The 17870-nt window shown below is 61.3% G+C and carries 13 protein-coding genes; 6 read left to right on the top strand and 7 right to left on the bottom strand.

Annotation, left to right across the window (positions count from 1 at the left end):
* Nucleotides 1-167: 167 nt before the first annotated feature.
* The 4 genes from AC1RAC_RS04335 to AC1RAC_RS04350 all read left to right on the top strand — a co-directional run bounded on the left by AC1RAC_RS04335 (nucleotide 168) and on the right by AC1RAC_RS04350 (nucleotide 4963).
* On the top strand, nucleotides 168-344 hold the full coding sequence (locus AC1RAC_RS04335) for a DUF6026 family protein (RefSeq protein ID WP_198834001.1): 177 nt from the start codon (nucleotides 168-170) through the stop codon (nucleotides 342-344).
* Between the two features lie 157 nt (nucleotides 345-501).
* Entirely contained in the window at nucleotides 502-2244 is a 1743-nt protein-coding gene (locus tag AC1RAC_RS04340) for a phosphoethanolamine transferase CptA (RefSeq protein ID WP_032892095.1), read from the top strand.
* A gap of 128 nt (nucleotides 2245-2372) precedes the next feature.
* Entirely contained in the window at nucleotides 2373-4610 is a 2238-nt protein-coding gene (locus tag AC1RAC_RS04345; protein WP_492616290.1) for a TonB-dependent siderophore receptor, read from the top strand.
* A 140-nt stretch (nucleotides 4611-4750) separates the two neighbouring features.
* Nucleotides 4751-4963, top strand: a complete 213-nt coding sequence (locus AC1RAC_RS04350) for a hypothetical protein (protein ID WP_034127722.1) — start codon at nucleotides 4751-4753, stop codon at nucleotides 4961-4963.
* A 101-nt stretch (nucleotides 4964-5064) separates the two neighbouring features.
* On the opposite strand, the gene AC1RAC_RS04355 is transcribed toward AC1RAC_RS04350, so the two are convergent.
* The 6 genes from AC1RAC_RS04355 to AC1RAC_RS04380 form a co-directional block, all read right to left on the bottom strand.
* The gene (locus AC1RAC_RS04355; protein ID WP_034127723.1) at nucleotides 5065-5556 is read right to left on the bottom strand and encodes a GNAT family N-acetyltransferase; all 492 of its coding nucleotides are present in this window, start codon (nucleotides 5554-5556) and stop codon (nucleotides 5065-5067) included.
* Nucleotides 5557-5721: 165 nt separating this feature from the next.
* Nucleotides 5722-6828 (bottom strand): cell division protein ZapE, encoded by a 1107-nt coding sequence (zapE, locus tag AC1RAC_RS04360; RefSeq protein WP_054897794.1) that lies wholly within the window; start codon nucleotides 6826-6828, stop codon nucleotides 5722-5724.
* Nucleotides 6829-7331: 503 nt separating this feature from the next.
* Nucleotides 7332-8783, bottom strand: coding sequence for an efflux transporter outer membrane subunit (locus AC1RAC_RS04365; RefSeq protein WP_492616291.1), 1452 nt, complete (start codon nucleotides 8781-8783; stop codon nucleotides 7332-7334).
* Nucleotides 8780-11956 (bottom strand): efflux RND transporter permease subunit, encoded by a 3177-nt coding sequence (locus AC1RAC_RS04370; protein WP_034125681.1) that lies wholly within the window; start codon nucleotides 11954-11956, stop codon nucleotides 8780-8782. The genes AC1RAC_RS04365 and AC1RAC_RS04370 overlap by 4 nt, the downstream gene beginning before the upstream one ends.
* Nucleotides 11953-13119 carry an efflux RND transporter periplasmic adaptor subunit gene (locus AC1RAC_RS04375; RefSeq protein WP_198791065.1) on the bottom strand — a complete coding sequence of 389 codons (1167 nt, stop codon included), beginning with the start codon at nucleotides 13117-13119 and terminating at the stop codon, nucleotides 11953-11955. Before AC1RAC_RS04375 ends, AC1RAC_RS04370 begins: the two co-directional genes overlap by 4 nt.
* A 317-nt stretch (nucleotides 13120-13436) precedes the next feature.
* Complete coding sequence (locus tag AC1RAC_RS04380; protein WP_034125683.1) at nucleotides 13437-13874, bottom strand: DUF3995 domain-containing protein; 438 nt, start codon at nucleotides 13872-13874, stop codon at nucleotides 13437-13439.
* Between the two features lie 93 nt (nucleotides 13875-13967).
* Here AC1RAC_RS04380 and AC1RAC_RS04385 point away from each other — a divergent pair, with 93 nt between their 5' ends.
* Together AC1RAC_RS04385 and AC1RAC_RS04390 are read left to right on the top strand one after the other, a co-directional pair.
* Nucleotides 13968-14357, top strand: a complete 390-nt coding sequence (locus tag AC1RAC_RS04385) for a DUF2946 domain-containing protein (RefSeq protein WP_060763661.1) — start codon at nucleotides 13968-13970, stop codon at nucleotides 14355-14357.
* Nucleotides 14358-14448: 91 nt separating this feature from the next.
* Nucleotides 14449-16575, top strand: a complete 2127-nt coding sequence (locus tag AC1RAC_RS04390) for a TonB-dependent receptor (RefSeq protein WP_198791066.1) — start codon at nucleotides 14449-14451, stop codon at nucleotides 16573-16575.
* A gap of 156 nt (nucleotides 16576-16731) precedes the next feature.
* On the opposite strand, the gene AC1RAC_RS04395 is transcribed toward AC1RAC_RS04390, so the two are convergent.
* Nucleotides 16732-17739, bottom strand: coding sequence for an ABC transporter substrate-binding protein (locus tag AC1RAC_RS04395; RefSeq protein WP_054918511.1), 1008 nt, complete (start codon nucleotides 17737-17739; stop codon nucleotides 16732-16734).
* Nucleotides 17740-17870 lie beyond the last annotated feature (131 nt).

The raw sequence follows: 17870 nt of genomic DNA on the forward strand, positions 1-17870 counted from the left end.
TCATGGCAAAAAAGTTGCCATCGTTTCACCATCACCCCGGCAAAAGTCACACGACCACCAAAAATAAAAAAGTTCCCTTGCTGCGAAAAAGAATTCAAACTTGCTTCCGACTGTTGCCAGAAACCAGTTTTGGCACCGCGATCTACCGGCTATTTGCGAGGTAAGCAATGAGCACAGCACAGATGACCCGTCCGCCACAGACCCTCTACGTCACCCTCCGTCGCGATGAACTGCGCCAGTTGAAAGACGAGCGCGATCAGTTGCAACAGGAAGTCCTGCGCCTGCGCTTGCACCTTCAAGCCCAGCTCGATCAGCCGTCAGATGCCAAGCCAGTCCTGTGCTGAAGTCTTGGCCGAACGCGTTGTAAGGCAATACCTACAGAAAACTCACAAAGTTTTCACATTCCCCTCTTGATACTCCCGTTCCGCGATGCCGCTCACTTCCTGGGCGGCCCGATGTTGCGCGCCTGCGCGCGACAATCTTTTTCTGATGGGGCGCTGGATGGCGATGTTCAAACGCAGCACGACGACTGCGAAAGGCTTTGATTGGGCCGGCCTTGGCTGGTTATTCCTGTTTTTCTGGTATTTCTCGGGTATTACCCAACTTCTTATCCAACTGACCGGCACCTCCGGCTTCAGTGGCTTCCGCCAGGCCTTCTTCATGAGTGCGCTGTGGCTGGCGCCGATGCTGCTGTTCCCGCGTCGTACGCGCCTGCTCGCCGCCTTGATCGGCGTGGTGCTGTGGGCTTGCTCCATGGCGAGCCTGGGTTATTTCTTCATTTACCAGCAGGAATTCTCCCAGAGCGTCATCTTCATCATGTTCGAGTCGAACATCTCTGAAGCCGGCGAATACGCCACCCAATACTTTGCCTGGTGGATCGTGCTGGCGTTCATTGCCCACACCGCCTTCGCCATCTTCCTGTGGACGCGCTTGCGCCCGGTGTATCTGCCTCGCGGCCAGTCCATCGTGGCAGCCATTGCCATCGTCCTGGCGGTGGTGGGCTACCCACTGGTCAAGCAGATCGCCACCAGCGAAACCATGGAATTGGCCATCGATCGTTTCGAAACCCGCATCGAGCCTGCCGTGCCTTGGCAGATGATCGTCGCCTATCGTCGCTACACCGAGCAGTTGGACAACATGCAAGGCATGCTCACCAGTGCAAGCAAGATCCCGCCCTTGAACAACCTCAAGGACAGCATGGCCGGCCAGCCGTCCACACTTGTCTTGGTCATCGGCGAGTCGACCAACCGCCAGCGCATGAGCCTCTACGGCTACCCGCGCAACACCACGCCGGAGCTGGACAAGCTGCGCGACCAACTGGCCGTGTTCGATAACGTCATCACCCCGCGCCCCTACACCATTGAAGCGCTGCAACAGGTGCTGACCTTCGCTGACGAAGAAAACCCGGACCTGTACCTCAAGACACCGTCGATTGTCAGCGTGATGAAACAGGCTGGCTACAAGACCTTCTGGATCACCAACCAGCAGACCATGACCAAACGCAACACCATGCTCACGACCTTTTCCGAACAGGCCGACGAGCAGGTGTACCTGAACAACAACCGCAACCAGAACGCCCGTCAGTACGACGGCGATGTACTGGCGCCGTTTTCCAAGGCCCTGGCCGATACCGCCGAACGCAAGTTCATCGTGGTGCACCTGCTGGGCACCCACATGAGCTACCAGTACCGCTACCCGCAGACCTTCGACAAGTTCACCGACCGCCAGGGCGTGCCGGCGGGTGTCAGCGATGCGCAGTTGCCGACCTATAACAGCTATGACAACGCGGTGCTGTACAACGACTTCGTAGTCTCCAGCCTGATCAAGGACTACGCAAAGACCGACCCCAACGGTTTTTTGCTGTACCTCTCGGACCACGGCGAAGACGTGTTCGACTCGGCCGGCCACGACACTTTGGGCCGTAACGAAGGCAAGCCGACCGCGCCGATGTACACCATCCCGTTCATGGCCTACGCCTCGCCAAAATGGCGCGAAAGTCACGACTGGAGCTTCGCCGGCGACTTGCAGCGGCCTTACAGCAGTTCGCAGTTGATCCACACCTGGGCCGACATGGCAGGCTTGAGTTTCGATGAGCTGGACCACAGCAAGAGCCTGGTGAGCGACAGCTTCAAGCCACGCCCCCTGTTGATCGGCAACCCTTACGAGACCAAGCAGAAGGCACTGATCGACTTCAGCCTGATCAAGCCCAAGAAGGCCGACGGCGCCGAAGTGGTGGCCAAGTAAGCCAGGGCCTTGTAACAGAAAGATAACAATCATTCTCGTTTGAGCCTAAAGTTCCGCAGTTCCTTTCGTCTTTGAACCAAGCCCTCCCCGCCTGGGGAGGTATCAAAGACGACAAGGAGTCTGCAGCGATGTTTGCGCCCTTCACCCGTTCCATGACCTTCACCCTCGGCCTGTTCAGCCTGGCGCTGAGCCCGGATTCGCGGGCCGACCCCGCCCCCGATACAGCCCCCGCCAAAGCCCTGGAACTGGGCGCGACCACCATCAGCGCCGACGGCCTGGGCGCCACCACCGAGCACACCGGCGCCTACACTACTGGCTCGATGAGCACCGCCACGCGGCTGAACCTCTCCGTCAAGGAAACCCCGCAATCGATCTCGGTGATCACACGCCAGCAGATGGACGACTTCAATCTCAATACCCTGACGGATGTGTTGCGCCAGACCACGGGCGTCAACGTTCAGCATTACGACTCCGATCGTGTCTACTACTCCGCCCGAGGCTATGGCATCAGCAACTTCCAGGTTGACGGGATGCTCAACACTTTCGGCTACATGAAGACCGACGCCGACACCATCATCTACGACCGCATCGAAGTAGTGCGCGGCGCGACGGGCCTGACCACGGGCGCAGGCGACCCTTCGGCCACCGTCAACATGGTGCGCAAGCGCCCTACCGCCCAGTGGCAGGCCAAGACCGGCATCAGTGGCGCCAGCCATGACAACTACTACAGCTACGTTGACGTGGGCGGCCCGCTGGCGTTCGACGGCAAACTGCGCGGGCGTAGCGTGCTGGCTTACCGCGACAGCAAGTCTTTTCGTGACAACTATGGGCTGCAGCGGGCGGTGGGCTACGGCATTCTCGAGGCTGACCTTTCCGACGATACCGTGCTGGCCGCAGGCTTTGATTACCAGGACAAACAGGTGCAAGGCACGTCTTGGGGCACCGTGCCCTACTGGAACAGCCAGGGCGGCAAGGCCAGGCTACCCCACTCCACCAACATGGCGGCGCACTGGAGTTCCTGGCCGCTGACCGACAAGACCACCTTCGCCACCCTCGACCATCGGCTCGGCGGCGACTGGCACCTGAAGGCCGCCTATACCCATCGCCAGAGCGACACCGATGGCAAGGTGTATTACGGCGGCGCCGGTTTCCCCAACCCCGACCGCAGCGGCATGACGGCTTGGGCCAGCCATATGCGCGGCACTTCGCGCATGGAGGCCATCGACCTCAACCTGGCCGGCAGCTACACGCTGCTGGGCCGCGAACACGCGCTGATGATGGGCTATGGCGAAGCCGCACAACGGGATGTCTCGCCCTTCATGCGCAGCGACCTGCCAGCCAGCTACTACCCCATTCAGGACTGGAAGCACATGGGCGGCATCAGCAAGTTCACCGACCAGGTGACCGATCTGAAAGGCGAGCACAGCAAGAAACAACAGAAAGCCGGTTACCTGGCCACAAGGCTGAGCCTCACGGACCGCTTGCACGCCGTACTGGGCAGCCGTTACGGCAGTTGGGAGCTGGAAAGCGCAGAGCCCAAATACGATGCCAACGACCAACTGACCGCTTCGGGCAAAACCAGCCAGACCCACAATGATATGTGGACGCCCTACGCCGGCCTGCTCTACGACATCACGCCGCAGTACACCGTCTACGCCAGCTATACCGACATCTTCAAACCCCAGGACTACCGTGATGCCAACAAGAAGTACCTGGAGCCCGTGGTCGGCAGTAACTACGAAGTGGGCCTCAAGGGCAGTGTGCTGAACGAGCGTTTGAACCTGGCCGCCGCGTACTTCTGGAGTACCCAGGACAACGTCGCCGAGCGGGATGACTCAGTCCCGCCCAACCCAGTCACGGGAGAGGAGTACTACAAATCCGGCGGCAAAGGTAACAAGGTCAACGGCTTCGAGCTGGAAGCCGCCGGTGAAATCACGCCGGACTGGAACCTGTCCGCCGGCTACACCTACACCCATTCGGTCAATGGCTCTGACAAACGCAACAACACCAGCCAACCCTTGAACCTGGTGAAGATCTCCAGCGCCTATCGCCTGCCGGGCGCCTGGCGCAAACTGACGGTGGGCGGCGCCGTGAACTGGCAGAGCGAAACCTACGACTTCAGCAACCGCCCGACCGGGCAGCGCAACAGCGAAGGCCGGCCAATAACCACCCGGGCGAAAATCACGCAACAGGGCTACACCGTGGTCAACCTGATGTCGCGCTACCAGTTCGACGAACAGGTTTCGGCGTCGGTCAACGTGAATAATCTCTTTGATAAGAAATATTACGAGCGCGTGGGTTTTTATAACGGGGTGTATTGGGGCGAGCCGCGTTCCGTCACGCTGGCGTTGGATTGGAAGTTATAGCCTCGCACATTGAAGTTAACAAAACTGTTAACTTCAACGGCATCTCCCGTTAATTCCCACTTAATAAGATAACGCCATAGTCGCCCCATGATCTGATCACGAAGCGACCAGACACCTATCACTTTAATGGGGATACCACTATGAAACTCTCGACCTTGATGCTGGCCAGCCTGATGACCCTGACCTCTGCCGCTGCCTTTGCAGAGGGCGGCGCAGAGCGCTCCAAGGAGTTCTACAACAACTTCAGCTTCATTCAGGAAAAAACCCACGGCAAGGCTGAGCAACAAGTTGCCAGCGCCGATGGCAAGTCGGTCAAGGCCGACACGGTTGAACAGGCGCAACCGAACAGCTGAGTTAATGCTTACTTAATCCGTAGCACCCTGCGCCATTCTGCTCCGTTGGCAAAGGTTTATTGGGCGCCATTTAATGGCGCCTTTTTTTTGCCGGTTATTTATTACAACGGTTTATTCCAGAACAACATCCGCCCATGGGCCGGATCAAACACTGAGTCGTCAAAACCAAACTTGCGGTACGCCGCCTGCGCCAGAGTATTGCCTTCCAGCACTTCGAGGGTAATCTTGCAGCAACCGCGCTGCCGGGCGATTTCCTCGACCTTTTGCAGCATCTTCTGGCTCAACCCCAACCCCCGAAACTGCTCTTTCACCACCACATCATGGACATTGACCAAGGGCCGGCAGGCGAAGGTCGAAAAGCCCTCGAAACAATTGACCAATCCCGCTGGCTCCCCCCCGACGAACGCCAGCACACTGAACGCGTGTGGGCGCTTGGCCAGTTCGGCTGGCAACTGCTGCAAGAGATCGGCTGGCAGGCTGTGGCCGCCGCCCATCGGATCTTCAGCGTAATGGTTGAGCAACAGGCCAATGGCGTCGGCGTGCACGGCGTTGGTATAGCTGGCTTGCAGCACCAGGATGTCTGGGGTGTCCATTTCCTTCCTCGATAGCGACAACCAGGGAATCGTTTCCCTTTGAGAGCTGCGATTGTAAGCGTGGAGTCGGCAGTAGATGAAGGAGATAAGCGACAAATCGCTGACAGAAAATGCGAAGGTTGCGCGCATCAAAGCGTGCAAAGAGCTTTGGAGCGGCGATTTTTCCTAGGTGGCGAAGCGTTCCAACTGCATCTCTTGCAGACGGCTCAGGGTGCGGCGGAAAGGAAACTCCAGGTAGCCTTCGGTGTACAGGCTGTGCAACGGCACCTCGGCGTCGATAAAGAGTGGCACTTTGCGGTCGTAGCATTCGTCCACTAACGCGATAAAACGCCGTACGCTGTCGTCATGCACCGACAACTGTGGCAACTCTCGATCCCCGGCTACTACGCGCTCGGCGCTGTCCTCAGTGCCACGCGCAATCCGGCCCGGGCGTTTCTGTGCACTGAGGTTGGGGACGTTTCCTAGCAGGATGGCGTGGAAGCGATCACATAACAGCATGAAATCCATCGCGGCCAGGGGCTGCTCACACAGGTCGGCATAGCGACACCAAAGCACGGTGTCACTGGCCTGCACCGTCATGATGGTGCGGTACCCTACGCTTACCACCCCGCTGGTCACGGTTTGGCCTTGGCTCAACTGTCGGAACACCGCCGCCAGTGCCTCGGGCTGATTCACCCAATAGCGCTGCATGCCCACGCCGGGATGCAAGCGATGATCTTCGCCACCGTCCACGGCCACCACCTGCATATGCTGCTTGAGCGCGTCGATACCCGGCAGGAAACGCTCACGGTTGAAGCCACCGGCATACAACTGGTCGGGCGGCTGGTTGGACGTGCACACCATCACCACACCCTCTTCGAACATCACTTGGAACAGGCGGCCGAGAATGATCGCGTCACCGATATCATTCACAAACAATTCATCGAAGCACAGCACGCGCACCGCCTGGCTCAGCTCCCTGGCCAACGCCTGCAAGGGGTCCTGGGTGCCCGTGAGCTGGAATAAGCGCTGGTGCACCCACGCCATGAAGTGGTGAAAATGCTGGCGCCGCGCAGGCACGCGCAAGCTTTGGTAGAACTGGTCCATCAACCAGGTCTTGCCACGCCCCACCGGGCCCCACAGGTAAACGCCGGCAATCGACGAACGCCCTTGATGCAAGGCCTCGTGACAGGCTTGCAAGGCTTGTACCGCCCGGCGCTGGGCGTCGTCGGCGACGAAACCTGGCTGGGCGATGGCATGTTGATAAGCGGCGAGAGGCGAGTCGAAAGTCATGCTTGCCAGTATGACGGACGCAGAGCTGTCCAGGCGCGAAATCTTGCCTGCCAACGGTAACCACGATGCGAAGCGAGCCGCTCTTGATCTGCTTTTGATCTTAAGCGCCCCGTTAAACCACGCTGGCCGGAATTCGACAGGGATTTGGGGGGTAAACCGGCAGGGATGCCGGTTTAGCCGCCCCGCGCCATGGATGGCGCGTGGCGGCGGCCCCCCAAATCACTGGCGGATTACGGGCACACCGAGCCTAAGCGAGGTGCCGAGTGGTGGGGCAAGAGCCTTTTGCTTACTTTTGGGCTCTTTTCAAAAGTGAGCCGCCGTCAGGGCGGAACCCTAAGTGGGCGTTACCGCAGGAATGGATATGTACGCAATCCAGCTGTGTTGACTGCCAGGCCGCCTTCGCGAGCAAGCCAGCTCCCACAGTTGGATCGTTGGGGTGTCGGGTAGATAGGCGTCGGCTGGCGGGCCGCCTTCGCAGGCAAGCCAGCTCCCACAGGTCCACGTTAGCGCAACACCGTGGCCCCCTTGCACGCCTGCCCCGCCCTCTCACAGATCTCCCACCCACCACCCAGCGCCTTATAGATCCCCACCACCGCCAAGCGCTGTTCCGTGCGCGCCGCCGTCAACGCCCGGCGGCTGGTGAAGTCCGCGCGCTCGGCCTCAAGCACATCCAGGTACACGCCCTCGCCTTGCGCAAACCGCTCGCGCGCAAAGCTGGCTGCCTCACGGTTGGCGGCCGCCTCCAACAGCCGCAAGCCCAGGGCGTTGCCGGCCGTACGGTTGGCCTGGAACGCATCATCGGTTTCCTGCAGGGCCCGCAACACGGTCTGGTCATAAGCGATCAATGCCGCCTGGGTGCGTGCCTCGCTGGCGGCAATCCGCGCTCGTACGCGCCCGGTGTCCAGCAGTGACCAGTGAATCACCGGCGCGATAAAGTTCGACTGCATGCCCGCATCGCCCAGGGCGCTGAGACTTCCGGCCAGCAAACCGATGGAACCCTGCACCTGGATATCCGGATACAAGCCAGCGGTTTCCACGCCAATCTGCGCGGTCGCAGCCGCCAGCGTGCGTTCGGCCGCGGCAATATCGGCACGGCGCGCCAGCAAGCCGGCCGGGTCTCCCACCTGCAACGTGCGCAGGTTCAAGGTTTCACGCCCAGGCCGGGCCAGCGGTGGCTTGAACCCCTGGGGCGCTTGCCCCAGCAGCACCGCCAGCGCGTTGGTTGACTTGGCGCGACGTCGCTCCAGGTCAGGCGCTACCGCCTCCACATTGCGCAACAAGGCCTCGGCACGCAGCCGGTCGAATTCGGTGGCGGCGCCGACGCTGACCATCTGCCCCACCAGGCCCAGGCTGTCGCGCTGGCTCTGGCTGATATCCGCGACCACCGCCTGTTCGGCTTCGATCCCTTGTAGCTCGAACCAGGTTGCCGCGACCGTCGCCGCGACGCTCGCTTGCACGCTGCGCAGCAACGCCTGACGCGACCCCGCCTGGGCCTGGGCCGCCTCCACCGAGCGACGCACGCGCCCAAACAAGTCGATTTCCCAGGCTGCATCCACCGCCGCACGGGTGGTTTCAATAGAGCGCTGCTCGCCGAAGGGAGTCTCGACCTCGCTGCGCTGGCGGTGCTCGTAGCCCAGGGCGGCGCCGCCGCTGGGCAGGAAGCCTTGACGGCTTTCGCGCAACAGCGCCTTGGCTTCGTCCAGGCGTGCGGCGGCGATGCCGATGTCGTGGTTGGCCGCCAGTGCCTGTTGGATCAATTGGCTCAATGCCGGCTCGTCAAACACTTGCCACCACTGCACTTCGACCTCGCCCGGACCAAGCCCGGCGATGGGCGCGCCGAAGCTCGTCGCCCGCTGCGCAGCGGGCAGCACTGGCGCGGAATAATCCGGCCCCACCGAGCCGCAACCGGCCAACAGGGTCAACGACAACAGAAAAGCTGGATACGCCTGTTTCATGATGCGCTCTCCTTTAGCTGCACCGTCGGACTCGCCCCCTGACGCTGCACGCGCAGCGCCAGGCTGCGCATCACCACATAGAAAACGGGCGTCAGGAACAGACCGAACAGCGTCACGCCCAACATCCCGGCAAACACCGCAACCCCCATGGCATGGCGCATCTCGGCCCCGGCGCCACTGGCAAACACCAACGGGACTACGCCGGCGATAAACGCCAGGGACGTCATCAAAATAGGGCGCAGGCGCAATTGGCAGGCGTGGATCACCGCTTCCAATGGGCTGGCGCCTTCGGCTTCAAGGCTGCGGGCAAACTCGACGATCAGGATGGCGTTCTTCGCAGCCAGGCCCACCAGCACCACCAACCCGATCTGCACGAACACGTTGTTGTCGCCCTCCACCAGCCACACGCCGAGGATTGCGCTGAGCAGGCACATGGGCACGATCAGCAACACCGCCAACGGCAGCAGCCAACTGTTGTACTGCGCGGCAAGGATCAGATAAGCCAGCAGCACACACAGCGGGAAAATAAACAGGGCCGATGACCCGGCGAGCTTTTGCTGGTAGGTCAAATCTGTCCATTCATAGGTCACGCCCTCGGGCAGTACCTCCTGGGCCAGGCGCTCCATGAGCGCAACCGCCTGCCCGGAGCTGACCCCTGGCATCGCGCCGCCAGAGATATCCGCCGAGGGATAGCCGTTGTAGTGAATCACCCGGTCAGGCCCGGAGCTCGGCGTGACCGTGACAAACGCTGATAACGGCAGCATGTCCCCGGCGGCATTGCGCACCTGCAGGCGGCCAATGGCTTCGGCCTGCATGCGATGGTCCGCGTCGGCCTGGGCCGTGACTTTGTAGGTGCGGCCAAACCGGTTGAAGTCGTTGACGTACAGCGACCCCAGATAGACCTGCAGCGACTCGAACACATCCGCCAGGCGCACGCCCTGGCTCTTGACCTGGGTGCGGTCGATGTCGACATTCAGTTGCGGCGCATTGACGTCCAGGCTGGTCATCAGCCCGGCTACCTGGCCTGACTCAGTGGCTTTGGTCATCAGTACCTGGGTCTGCTGCACCAGCGCCTCCAGCCCGACGCCGCCACGGTCCTCGACCTGCAGCTTGAAGCCCCCGGTTACCCCGAGCCCCGGCACCGGTGGCGGCGGGAACACGCCGAGGAAGCCGTCGGGGATGCTCGCAAACTTGGCCTGCAGACGCCCGGCGATGGCGACCGCCGCCATATCCGGCGAGGTGCGCTCTTTGAACGGATCAAGCATGACGAACATCACCGCCGCATTCGGAACGTTGACGAAGCCGTTGACCGACAGTCCCGGGAACGCCACGACACTCTCGACCCCCGGCTCATCCAGGGCGATTTTCGACATTTGCCGCACCACCGCATCGGTACGCTCCAACGAGGCCGCGTTCGGCAGTTGGGCGATACCGACCAGGTAGTACTTGTCTTGCATCGGCACGAAGCCGGCCGGTACCGCGTTGAAGCCGAACCAGGTCAATGCGAGCAAGCCGCCGTAAGCCAACAGCGCCACGCCACGACGGCCGACGACCTTGCGCACAGTGTTGCCATAGGCTTGCGGCGCACGCTGAAACGGCCGGCCCAGTACCTCCAACAGCCGTGCGGCACGACCACGCAGGCTGCGCGGGTCATGCACCACAGCGGCATGCCGTGGCCGCAGCAACAGGCCGGCCAGCGCCGGGCTGAGGGTCAACGAGTTGACCGCCGAGAGGATGGTGGAAATCGCGATGGTCAGCGCAAACTGCCGATAGAACTCGCCTTGCAGGCCACTGAGAAACGCGGTGGGAATGAACACGGCCGCCAGCACCGAGGTGATCGCAATGATAGGGCCGGTGACCTCGCTCATCGCCCGTCGCGCAGCCTGCATCGGCTCCTCGCCGTTCTCGATATGCCGCTCGACGTTCTCCACCACCACGATTGCATCGTCGACCACGATGCCGATCGACAACACCAGGCCGAACAGCGACAACGTATTGAGGGAGAAGCCCATCAGGTGCATGACCGCAAAGGTGCCGATGATCGATACCGGCACGGCCATCAAGGGAATCAGCGACGCGCGCCAGTTGCGCAGGAACACCACCACCACGATCACCACCAGCAGGATCGCTTCCATCAGCGTGATGGCCACCGACTCCAGCGAAGCGCGCACAAACACGGTGGGGTCATAGGCAATCCGCGACACCAACCCCTCGGGGAAGTTGGTTTGCAGACGCTGCATGGTATCGCGCACCGACTGCGCCACATCCAGCGCGTTTGCCCCCGGGCTCTGGATGATTTGCAAGGCCACCGCAGGCTCGCCGTCCAACAGGCTGCGCAGCGCGTAGGCATCGGCCCCCATCTCGATACGTGCCACATCGCGCAAGCGCGTGACCTGGCCGTTATCGCCGGTGCGAATAATGATATCGCCGAACTGCTCTTCATCCGTCAGGCGCCCGAGGGTATTGACCGTGACTTGGAACGCCGCAGTGGAATCCGGTGCCTGGCCGACCGAGCCGGCCGCCACTTGCACGTTCTGCTCGCGCACGGCGGTGATGACATCGCCGGCGGTCAAGCCACGGGCGGCGATCAGGTCCGGGTCGAGCCACAGGCGCATGCTGTATTCACCCGCGCCCCACACCAGCACATCGTTGATCCCCGGCAGGCGCGACAACTCATCGCGCACCTGCAGGTAGGCATAGTTGGAGATATAGAGCGGGTCATAACGTTGGTCGGGGGACAGCAGGTGGACCACCATGAGGATGTCCGGCGAGGTTTTCTGCGTGACCACGCCCAGGCGCTGCACCTCTTCGGGCAAGCGCGGCAAAGCCCGCGAAACACGGTTCTGCACCTGGATTTGCGCCATGTCCGCATTGGTGCCCTGGGCGAACGTTGCGGTCAGGATCATGCGGCCATCGGTGGCCGACTGCGAGGTCATGTAAAGCATGCCCTCAACCCCGGTGATCACCTGTTCCAGCGGCGCGGCCACCGTCTCGGCAATCACCTGCGGGTTGGCCCCCGGATACGACGCAGTCACTTGCACGGTGGGCGGCGTGACGGCCGGGTATTCGCTCAACGGCAGGTGGAAGAAGGCCACGATGCCGCCGATCATCATCAACACCGACAGGACAATGGCGAAGATCGGTCGGTCAATGAAAAAGCGTGGGAAGCTCATTGCACGCCCCCCACCGCCAGCGGTGCTTCAAGCGGCTTGCCCTCGATGCTGGCAGCCAGTGGTGTTACCTGCATGCCGGGGCGCACCAGGCCTTTGACGACAATGCGCTCGCCCGGTTGCAGGCCCTGTTCGATGACCCGCAGGCCGTCGACCACCGGGCCCAGTTCCACCGGGCGGTACTCGGTCTTGTCGCCCTCACCGACAACCAGCACATAACGGCGGCCCTGGTCGGTGCCGATGGAATGGTCGGCAATCAACACCCGGGGTTGCGCCGAGCCGGTATCCAGCTTGACCTTGGCGAACAGCCCCGGCGTCAAGCGCCCATCCGGGTTCTCCACCACCGCACGCACGCGCACCGTGCCGGTCTTGCGGTCGGCCGAGTTGGCCAGGAAGTCCACGCGCCCTGCCCGTGCATAGGTGGTGTCATTGAGCATCGCCACCATGACCTTGGCAGCTTGCTCGCCCTTGGACCCTGCGTGCTGCCGCGTCGCCGCCAGCGAATGCAGGTAGGTGCGTTCATCCACATCGAAATACACATGCAAGGGGTCGATGGAGACAATCGTGGTCAGGGGTGTTTCCCCGCGGGTCACATAGTTGCCTTCCGTCACCAATGCGCGGTCGATGCGCCCGCTGATAGGCGCGGTGACGCGGGTGTAACTCAGGTCCAGTTGGGCCGTATCCAACGCAGCCCTGGCGGCCTCCACCTGCGCTCTGCCGGCGTTCAACGAAGCAACGGCGGTGTCGAGACGATCACGTGCCACCACCTTCTTGGCATATAACTGCTCGGCACGGCCATGCTCGGCCTGGGCCAGCAACGCATTGGCTTCGGCCTCGCGCAGACGTGCCTTGGCTGCGTTCACTGCCGCCTGGAACATGCGCGGATCGATCACAAACAGTGGACTGCCCTTGGCCACGAACTGCCCTTCGGGCACGCTGACACTTTGCAGATAGCCACTGACTCGCGGGCGCAATTGAACCTGGTCGATGGCGGTCAACGAACCGGTGTACTCCACAAACGGCGTCACCGCACGCGCCACCACCTGGGCGACCGGCACGCCGGGTGGCTTGGCTGCTGCAGCTGGCGGCGCATTGTCCGAGCATCCGCCGAGCATCAATGCTACGGCCAACGCCCCGGTAATGAGGCTTACTGGTTTGGTGCACATCGTTCACCCTCCTTGGAATTTTCAAGACAAACCGACACGTGGGGTTTTTATCCGGCTTGCCATACTGGGAAGGTCAAGCGCTATAAAACCGGGGGGTGTGTTTTTGTCTGGGAAATACTTGGAGGTGAATCAAATGGCGGCCACAGGGGCTTGGTGGCGCTCGGGCTTACCTGTCGAGCGTGGTTGAAGGTGGGAGCTGGCTTGCCTGCGAAGGGATCAACCCGGTTTGGCTGGTAGACCGAGGTGTCTGCATCGCAGGCAAGCCAGCCCCCACATTTGGATTGCGCGGTGTCAGCCAGGTATCTGTGGGCTCAGGCTCAGCTCCACGCCACCACCAGCAAGCCGGCGCCCAACACCAGGCACAACGGCGAATAGAAATAGGTATCCAGGCGAGCAAACCTCGACCCGCCGACCTTCTTGAAAAACCCCACCAGTTCCGAATCCCCAATCGCCCGGGCAAACATCAGCACGGCAATCGCGCTGATACCCCACTGCAACGCCCCGTGGGACACCGGCGAGAAATACAGCCCGGCGCGCAGACACACGAGCAAGGCAATCGCCACCAGCCCCATCGCCACCAGAAAAGTACCCAGAGCCGACGGCTTGAACGCCGGTCGCGGCCCGCTGGCAAACTCTCCGGGCAGTTGCGGGATAGCGGCCAGGCTGCCGAGCTTGCCACCCGCAGCCCAATACAGGTGCACCATGCTGATGAAGGTAAATACCCCGACGATCCACCGCGCAATCACAAAGCTCATGGTCGGCGCTCCACAAAAATGTGCGCATGAGGATAGCCGCCCTGAGTTTTTTTGCAGGCATTTCGTCGGTCGCTGATGATAAAGTGCCGCCCCATGAAACTCGCCCGTGCCGACCGCTCACTCATTGCCTGGACGCTCTACTGCTGCGTCCTGTTCAATGTGTTCGCCTGCAGCATTGGTCATGGGCAAATCGTGGGGATGCAGCTCAACGGCATCAGCGGCCAGTTCTGTACGGTGGACCCACGTACCCAGGCGCCCCTGCCCAGCAATTCTACGGATGAGAGCCTGCCAACGCTGTCGAAGGCGTTTGGTTGCCCGCTTTGCTCTACCGGCGGCATGGGCCCGGCGCTCAACTCCCACCTGAATGTGGCAGTCCTGCCGCAACCCCATGCGCCGCCCGCAGCGGTGGTGCTCGCCGCCGACATTCCCGCCCGCTTCACCTGGCCTGCGGCTAATCCGCGCGCGCCACCTGCCTTCGCCTGATCCCTGCGCGTTCTGATCTGCACCGCTTCGTTTCCGTAAGGAGTACGGGGAGCAGTGCGTTGTTTTCGAGCCAAGTTTTCAGGATTCAACCATGAAACATTTACCCCTGTTGGCGGGCCTGTTCGGCTGCCTGCCTGTTTGCGCCTCGGCCCTTGAGTTGGCGCCAACCACCATTGACGGCGAGCAAAGTGCCGAGCCTGGGCTGGCCCTGGACCAATCCAGCGGCATGGCCTCGCGCCTGGGCCTGAGCGTGCGGGAAACGCCGGCGTCGGTGGCCATTGCTAACCGCAACGATATCGAGCGCCACGGCGCCAAGACCTTCCGTGATGCGGCCAATACCCTGCCCGGCGTCAACGCCAGCGCGCCGCCTGGGTTTGGCGGGTTTGTCTCCTACCGAGGGTTTACCAGCAGCCAGATCACCCAGATGTTCAACGGCATCAATGTCGCCTCGGGCCTGGCGCGACCGGTGGATGCGTGGATCTATGACCGCGTCGAACTGGTAGGCGGCCCCTCCTCCCTGATCAACGGCGCAGGCTCAGTGGGTGGCTCGCTGAACTACGTGACCAAGCTGGCAAGCCGCGAGGAACAGGCCATCGAGGGCCAACTGAGCTATGGCAGTTACGACACCGCCGGTATGGCGTTCGGCCTCAACCATGCGCTGACCGAACCCGGCGCCGAGGTGCAGCACTACGCCCGCCTGGATGTGAGCCGCAACACCAATCACAGCTACATCGACCGCGACCAGCGCGATGCCTGGAGCGTGGCGTTTTCCCTGCTCAGCGACCTCACCCCGAACCTGTCCCACACCCTGGCCCTGGAGTATCAGGACGAACATGAAGACAGCCCGTACTGGGGCACGCCGGTGCTCAACCCCAAGGCCGGTGAGCTGAAGATCGACAAGCACAACCGCTTCAATAACTACAACGTAGCCGACGGCCGTTATGAGCAACGCACGATCTGGGCACGCTCGATCATCGACTACCGGATCAACGACAGCACCACACTGAAAAATACCCTCTACCACCTCGACAGCCAGCGCGACTACCGCAACCTGGAGACCTACCAATACAACGCCGACAACAGCGCGGTGAACCGCTCGACGGCCTATCAGGTGCGGCATCAGGGCGAGCAGAACGGCAACCAGTTCGAACTGCGCCATGACACGAGCGTCTTCGGCCTCGCCACCACTTGGTCCGGCGGTTTTGAGTACAAGATCAACAGCACCACTAACAGCCCGTTGAACGTGCCGGGCAAAAGTACCGTAGACCCGAACCACTACGACCCGGGGCACTTCTATGATATTCCCGGTACCCGGCCAGGTTTCGTCAAGGACAAGACCAACCAGGTGACGACCAAGGCACTGTTCGTGGAAAACCGTCTGGGACTGACGGATAAGCTCTCGCTGCTGACTGGCCTGCGCTATGACGCCATCGATCTGGACGTGACCAACCATCGTACGATCACCGCCACCAACCCGCGACACTTCAAGCGCAGTTGGGAGCCGGTAACGGGCCGGGTGGGCCTGACCTATCAGTTCATCCCCTCCGCCAACGTCTATGTGCAATACAGCACCGCCGTCGAACAGCCCAACACCACTACCCAGGTGTTCGACGTGTCCACCGGCAAGCAATGGGAAATCGGCAGCAAGTTCGATTACCTGGAGGGCCGCGGTTCCGCCACGGTCGCCGCGTACAGGATCGAACGCAAGGACTTCGCCGTCACCGACCCGCTGGACCCGACCAGCAGCATCCCGGTGGGCGCGCAGTCGTCCAAGGGCATCGAACTGGCCAGTTCGTTGCGCATCACGCCGAGGCTATTGGCCGAAGGCAACTTCGCCTGGGTGGACGCGCAGTACGATGAGTTCAACGAGAAAATCGCCAGCGGCGCCGTGGTGTCGCGCAAGGGCAATACGCCAACCAACGTGCCCAAGCGCGTGGGTAACCTGTGGCTGACCTATGACTTTGCCGAGAATTGGCAAGGCGGGGTGGATGCGCGTTATGTCGCTCAGGTGTATGCGGACAATGCCAACACCCAGACCGTACCGGCCTATACGCTGTTCGGCACCTTCCTGCGCTATAAGGTGGATGCGCATACCTCGGTAACCGGGCGCGTACGTAACCTGACTAACGAGGTGTATGCCGAGTTTGCCCATGTGTCGCCGGCGTATTATCTGGGATCACCGAGGACCTTTGAGCTGGCCGTACAGACCAAGTTCTAACGCTGCAACGACCGTTGACTTGAAATGCAATTGAATGTGGGAGCTGGCTTGCCTGCGATAGCGGTGGGTCAGCATAAAAATATGTTGTCTGACACTCAGTCATCGCAGGCAAGCCAGCTCCCACATCTTGATCTTCACTCGATACAAAGACCCCGGTTACTTGAGGCTCGCCTCGACCTTCTGCACCACATCTTCCGTCAACCATGCCTTCCACACCTGCGGATGTTCCTTGAGAAACGCCTGGGCCACCTCCCGAGGCGGCGTGTGGTGCTCGCTCATCGTCGCCAAGGCTTTGTTAAGCGGCTCGATGGGAAACTCGACCTTCTCGAAGAACTGGGCAATCTGTGGATGTTCCTGCTGGAACGGCGTCGACACGCCAATGCTCAGCTTGGAAGCCAATGAGCGTGTCGGCTTCGGGTTCGGATTGTCTGCGTCAGTCAGGGTCTTCCACGCATCTGCATCAAATGGCGGTTCTTCCAGCTGGATCAATTTATAGCGCCCCATCAACGGGGTCGGCGACCAGTAATAGAACAGCACGGGCTTGCCCCGGCGAATCGACGAGGCAATCTCCGCATCCAGCGCCGCCCCCGAACCGCTGCGGAAGTTCACATAGCTGTCGTCCAGGCCATAAGCCTTGAGCTTCTGTTTGTTGACCACTTCGGAGGTCCAGCCAATGGGGCTGTTCAGAAAACGCCCCTTGCCCGGAGATTCAGGGTCCTTGAACACGTCCTTGTAGCGCGCCAGGTCCTGCACGCTTTTGAGGTCTGGAGCCAGGGGTTTTAGCCCTTTGGAGGGGTCACCCTTGACCACGTATTCCGGCACCCACCAGCCTTCGGTCGCGCCTTTGACGGTATCGCCAAGGCCCGCCACCTTGCCTTCGGCTTCAGCCTTGACCCATACCGGGCTGCGGCCTGCCCATTCCTCGCCGATCACCTGGATGTCATTCTTGGCCAGGGCGGTTTCCAGGGTAATGGTGGTACCAGGCAAGGTGTCAGTGGGCAGGTCATAGCCCTTCTCGACGATAAAACGCAGTACTTCAGTGATCAGGCTGCCGCTTTCCCAGTTCAGGTCGGCAAAATGCACCGGTGCCTGGGCAGCCGATACCGGCAATGACAGACTCAGGGTCGTCAGGCCCGCCGCCAGCAGTGACTTCAATCCTTTCATGCCTGTGCACCTCGCGTTTTCGCAGTCATGGCGAACGGCTTTGCTGCGAATGCGCGAAGCCTCTGAATAGTTAAGTCAACTCAACTGTAGTAGAGGTTCCAAAAGACAAAGATGCACAGCGTATTTATCGC

Source organism: Pseudomonas sp. GW823-FHT02F05 (assembly GCF_058797315.1).

What these genes read in the sequence shown, in the direction of transcription:
- AC1RAC_RS04335 (WP_198834001.1), top strand. Translation starts at nt 168, where the DNA reads ATGAGCACAGCACAGATGACCCGTCCGCCACAGACCCTCTACGTCACC.
- AC1RAC_RS04340 (WP_032892095.1), top strand. Translation starts at nt 502, where the DNA reads ATGGCGATGTTCAAACGCAGCACGACGACTGCGAAAGGCTTTGATTGG.
- AC1RAC_RS04345 (WP_492616290.1), top strand. Translation starts at nt 2,373, where the DNA reads ATGTTTGCGCCCTTCACCCGTTCCATGACCTTCACCCTCGGCCTGTTC.
- AC1RAC_RS04350 (WP_034127722.1), top strand. Translation starts at nt 4,751, where the DNA reads ATGAAACTCTCGACCTTGATGCTGGCCAGCCTGATGACCCTGACCTCT.
- AC1RAC_RS04355 (WP_034127723.1), bottom strand. Translation starts at nt 5,556, where the DNA reads ATGGACACCCCAGACATCCTGGTGCTGCAAGCCAGCTATACCAACGCC.
- zapE (WP_054897794.1), bottom strand. Translation starts at nt 6,828, where the DNA reads ATGACTTTCGACTCGCCTCTCGCCGCTTATCAACATGCCATCGCCCAG.
- AC1RAC_RS04365 (WP_492616291.1), bottom strand. Translation starts at nt 8,783, where the DNA reads ATGAAACAGGCGTATCCAGCTTTTCTGTTGTCGTTGACCCTGTTGGCC.
- AC1RAC_RS04370 (WP_034125681.1), bottom strand. Translation starts at nt 11,956, where the DNA reads ATGAGCTTCCCACGCTTTTTCATTGACCGACCGATCTTCGCCATTGTC.
- AC1RAC_RS04375 (WP_198791065.1), bottom strand. Translation starts at nt 13,119, where the DNA reads ATGTGCACCAAACCAGTAAGCCTCATTACCGGGGCGTTGGCCGTAGCA.
- AC1RAC_RS04380 (WP_034125683.1), bottom strand. Translation starts at nt 13,874, where the DNA reads ATGAGCTTTGTGATTGCGCGGTGGATCGTCGGGGTATTTACCTTCATC.
- AC1RAC_RS04385 (WP_060763661.1), top strand. Translation starts at nt 13,968, where the DNA reads ATGAAACTCGCCCGTGCCGACCGCTCACTCATTGCCTGGACGCTCTAC.
- AC1RAC_RS04390 (WP_198791066.1), top strand. Translation starts at nt 14,449, where the DNA reads ATGAAACATTTACCCCTGTTGGCGGGCCTGTTCGGCTGCCTGCCTGTT.
- AC1RAC_RS04395 (WP_054918511.1), bottom strand. Translation starts at nt 17,739, where the DNA reads ATGAAAGGATTGAAGTCACTGCTGGCGGCGGGCCTGACGACCCTGAGT.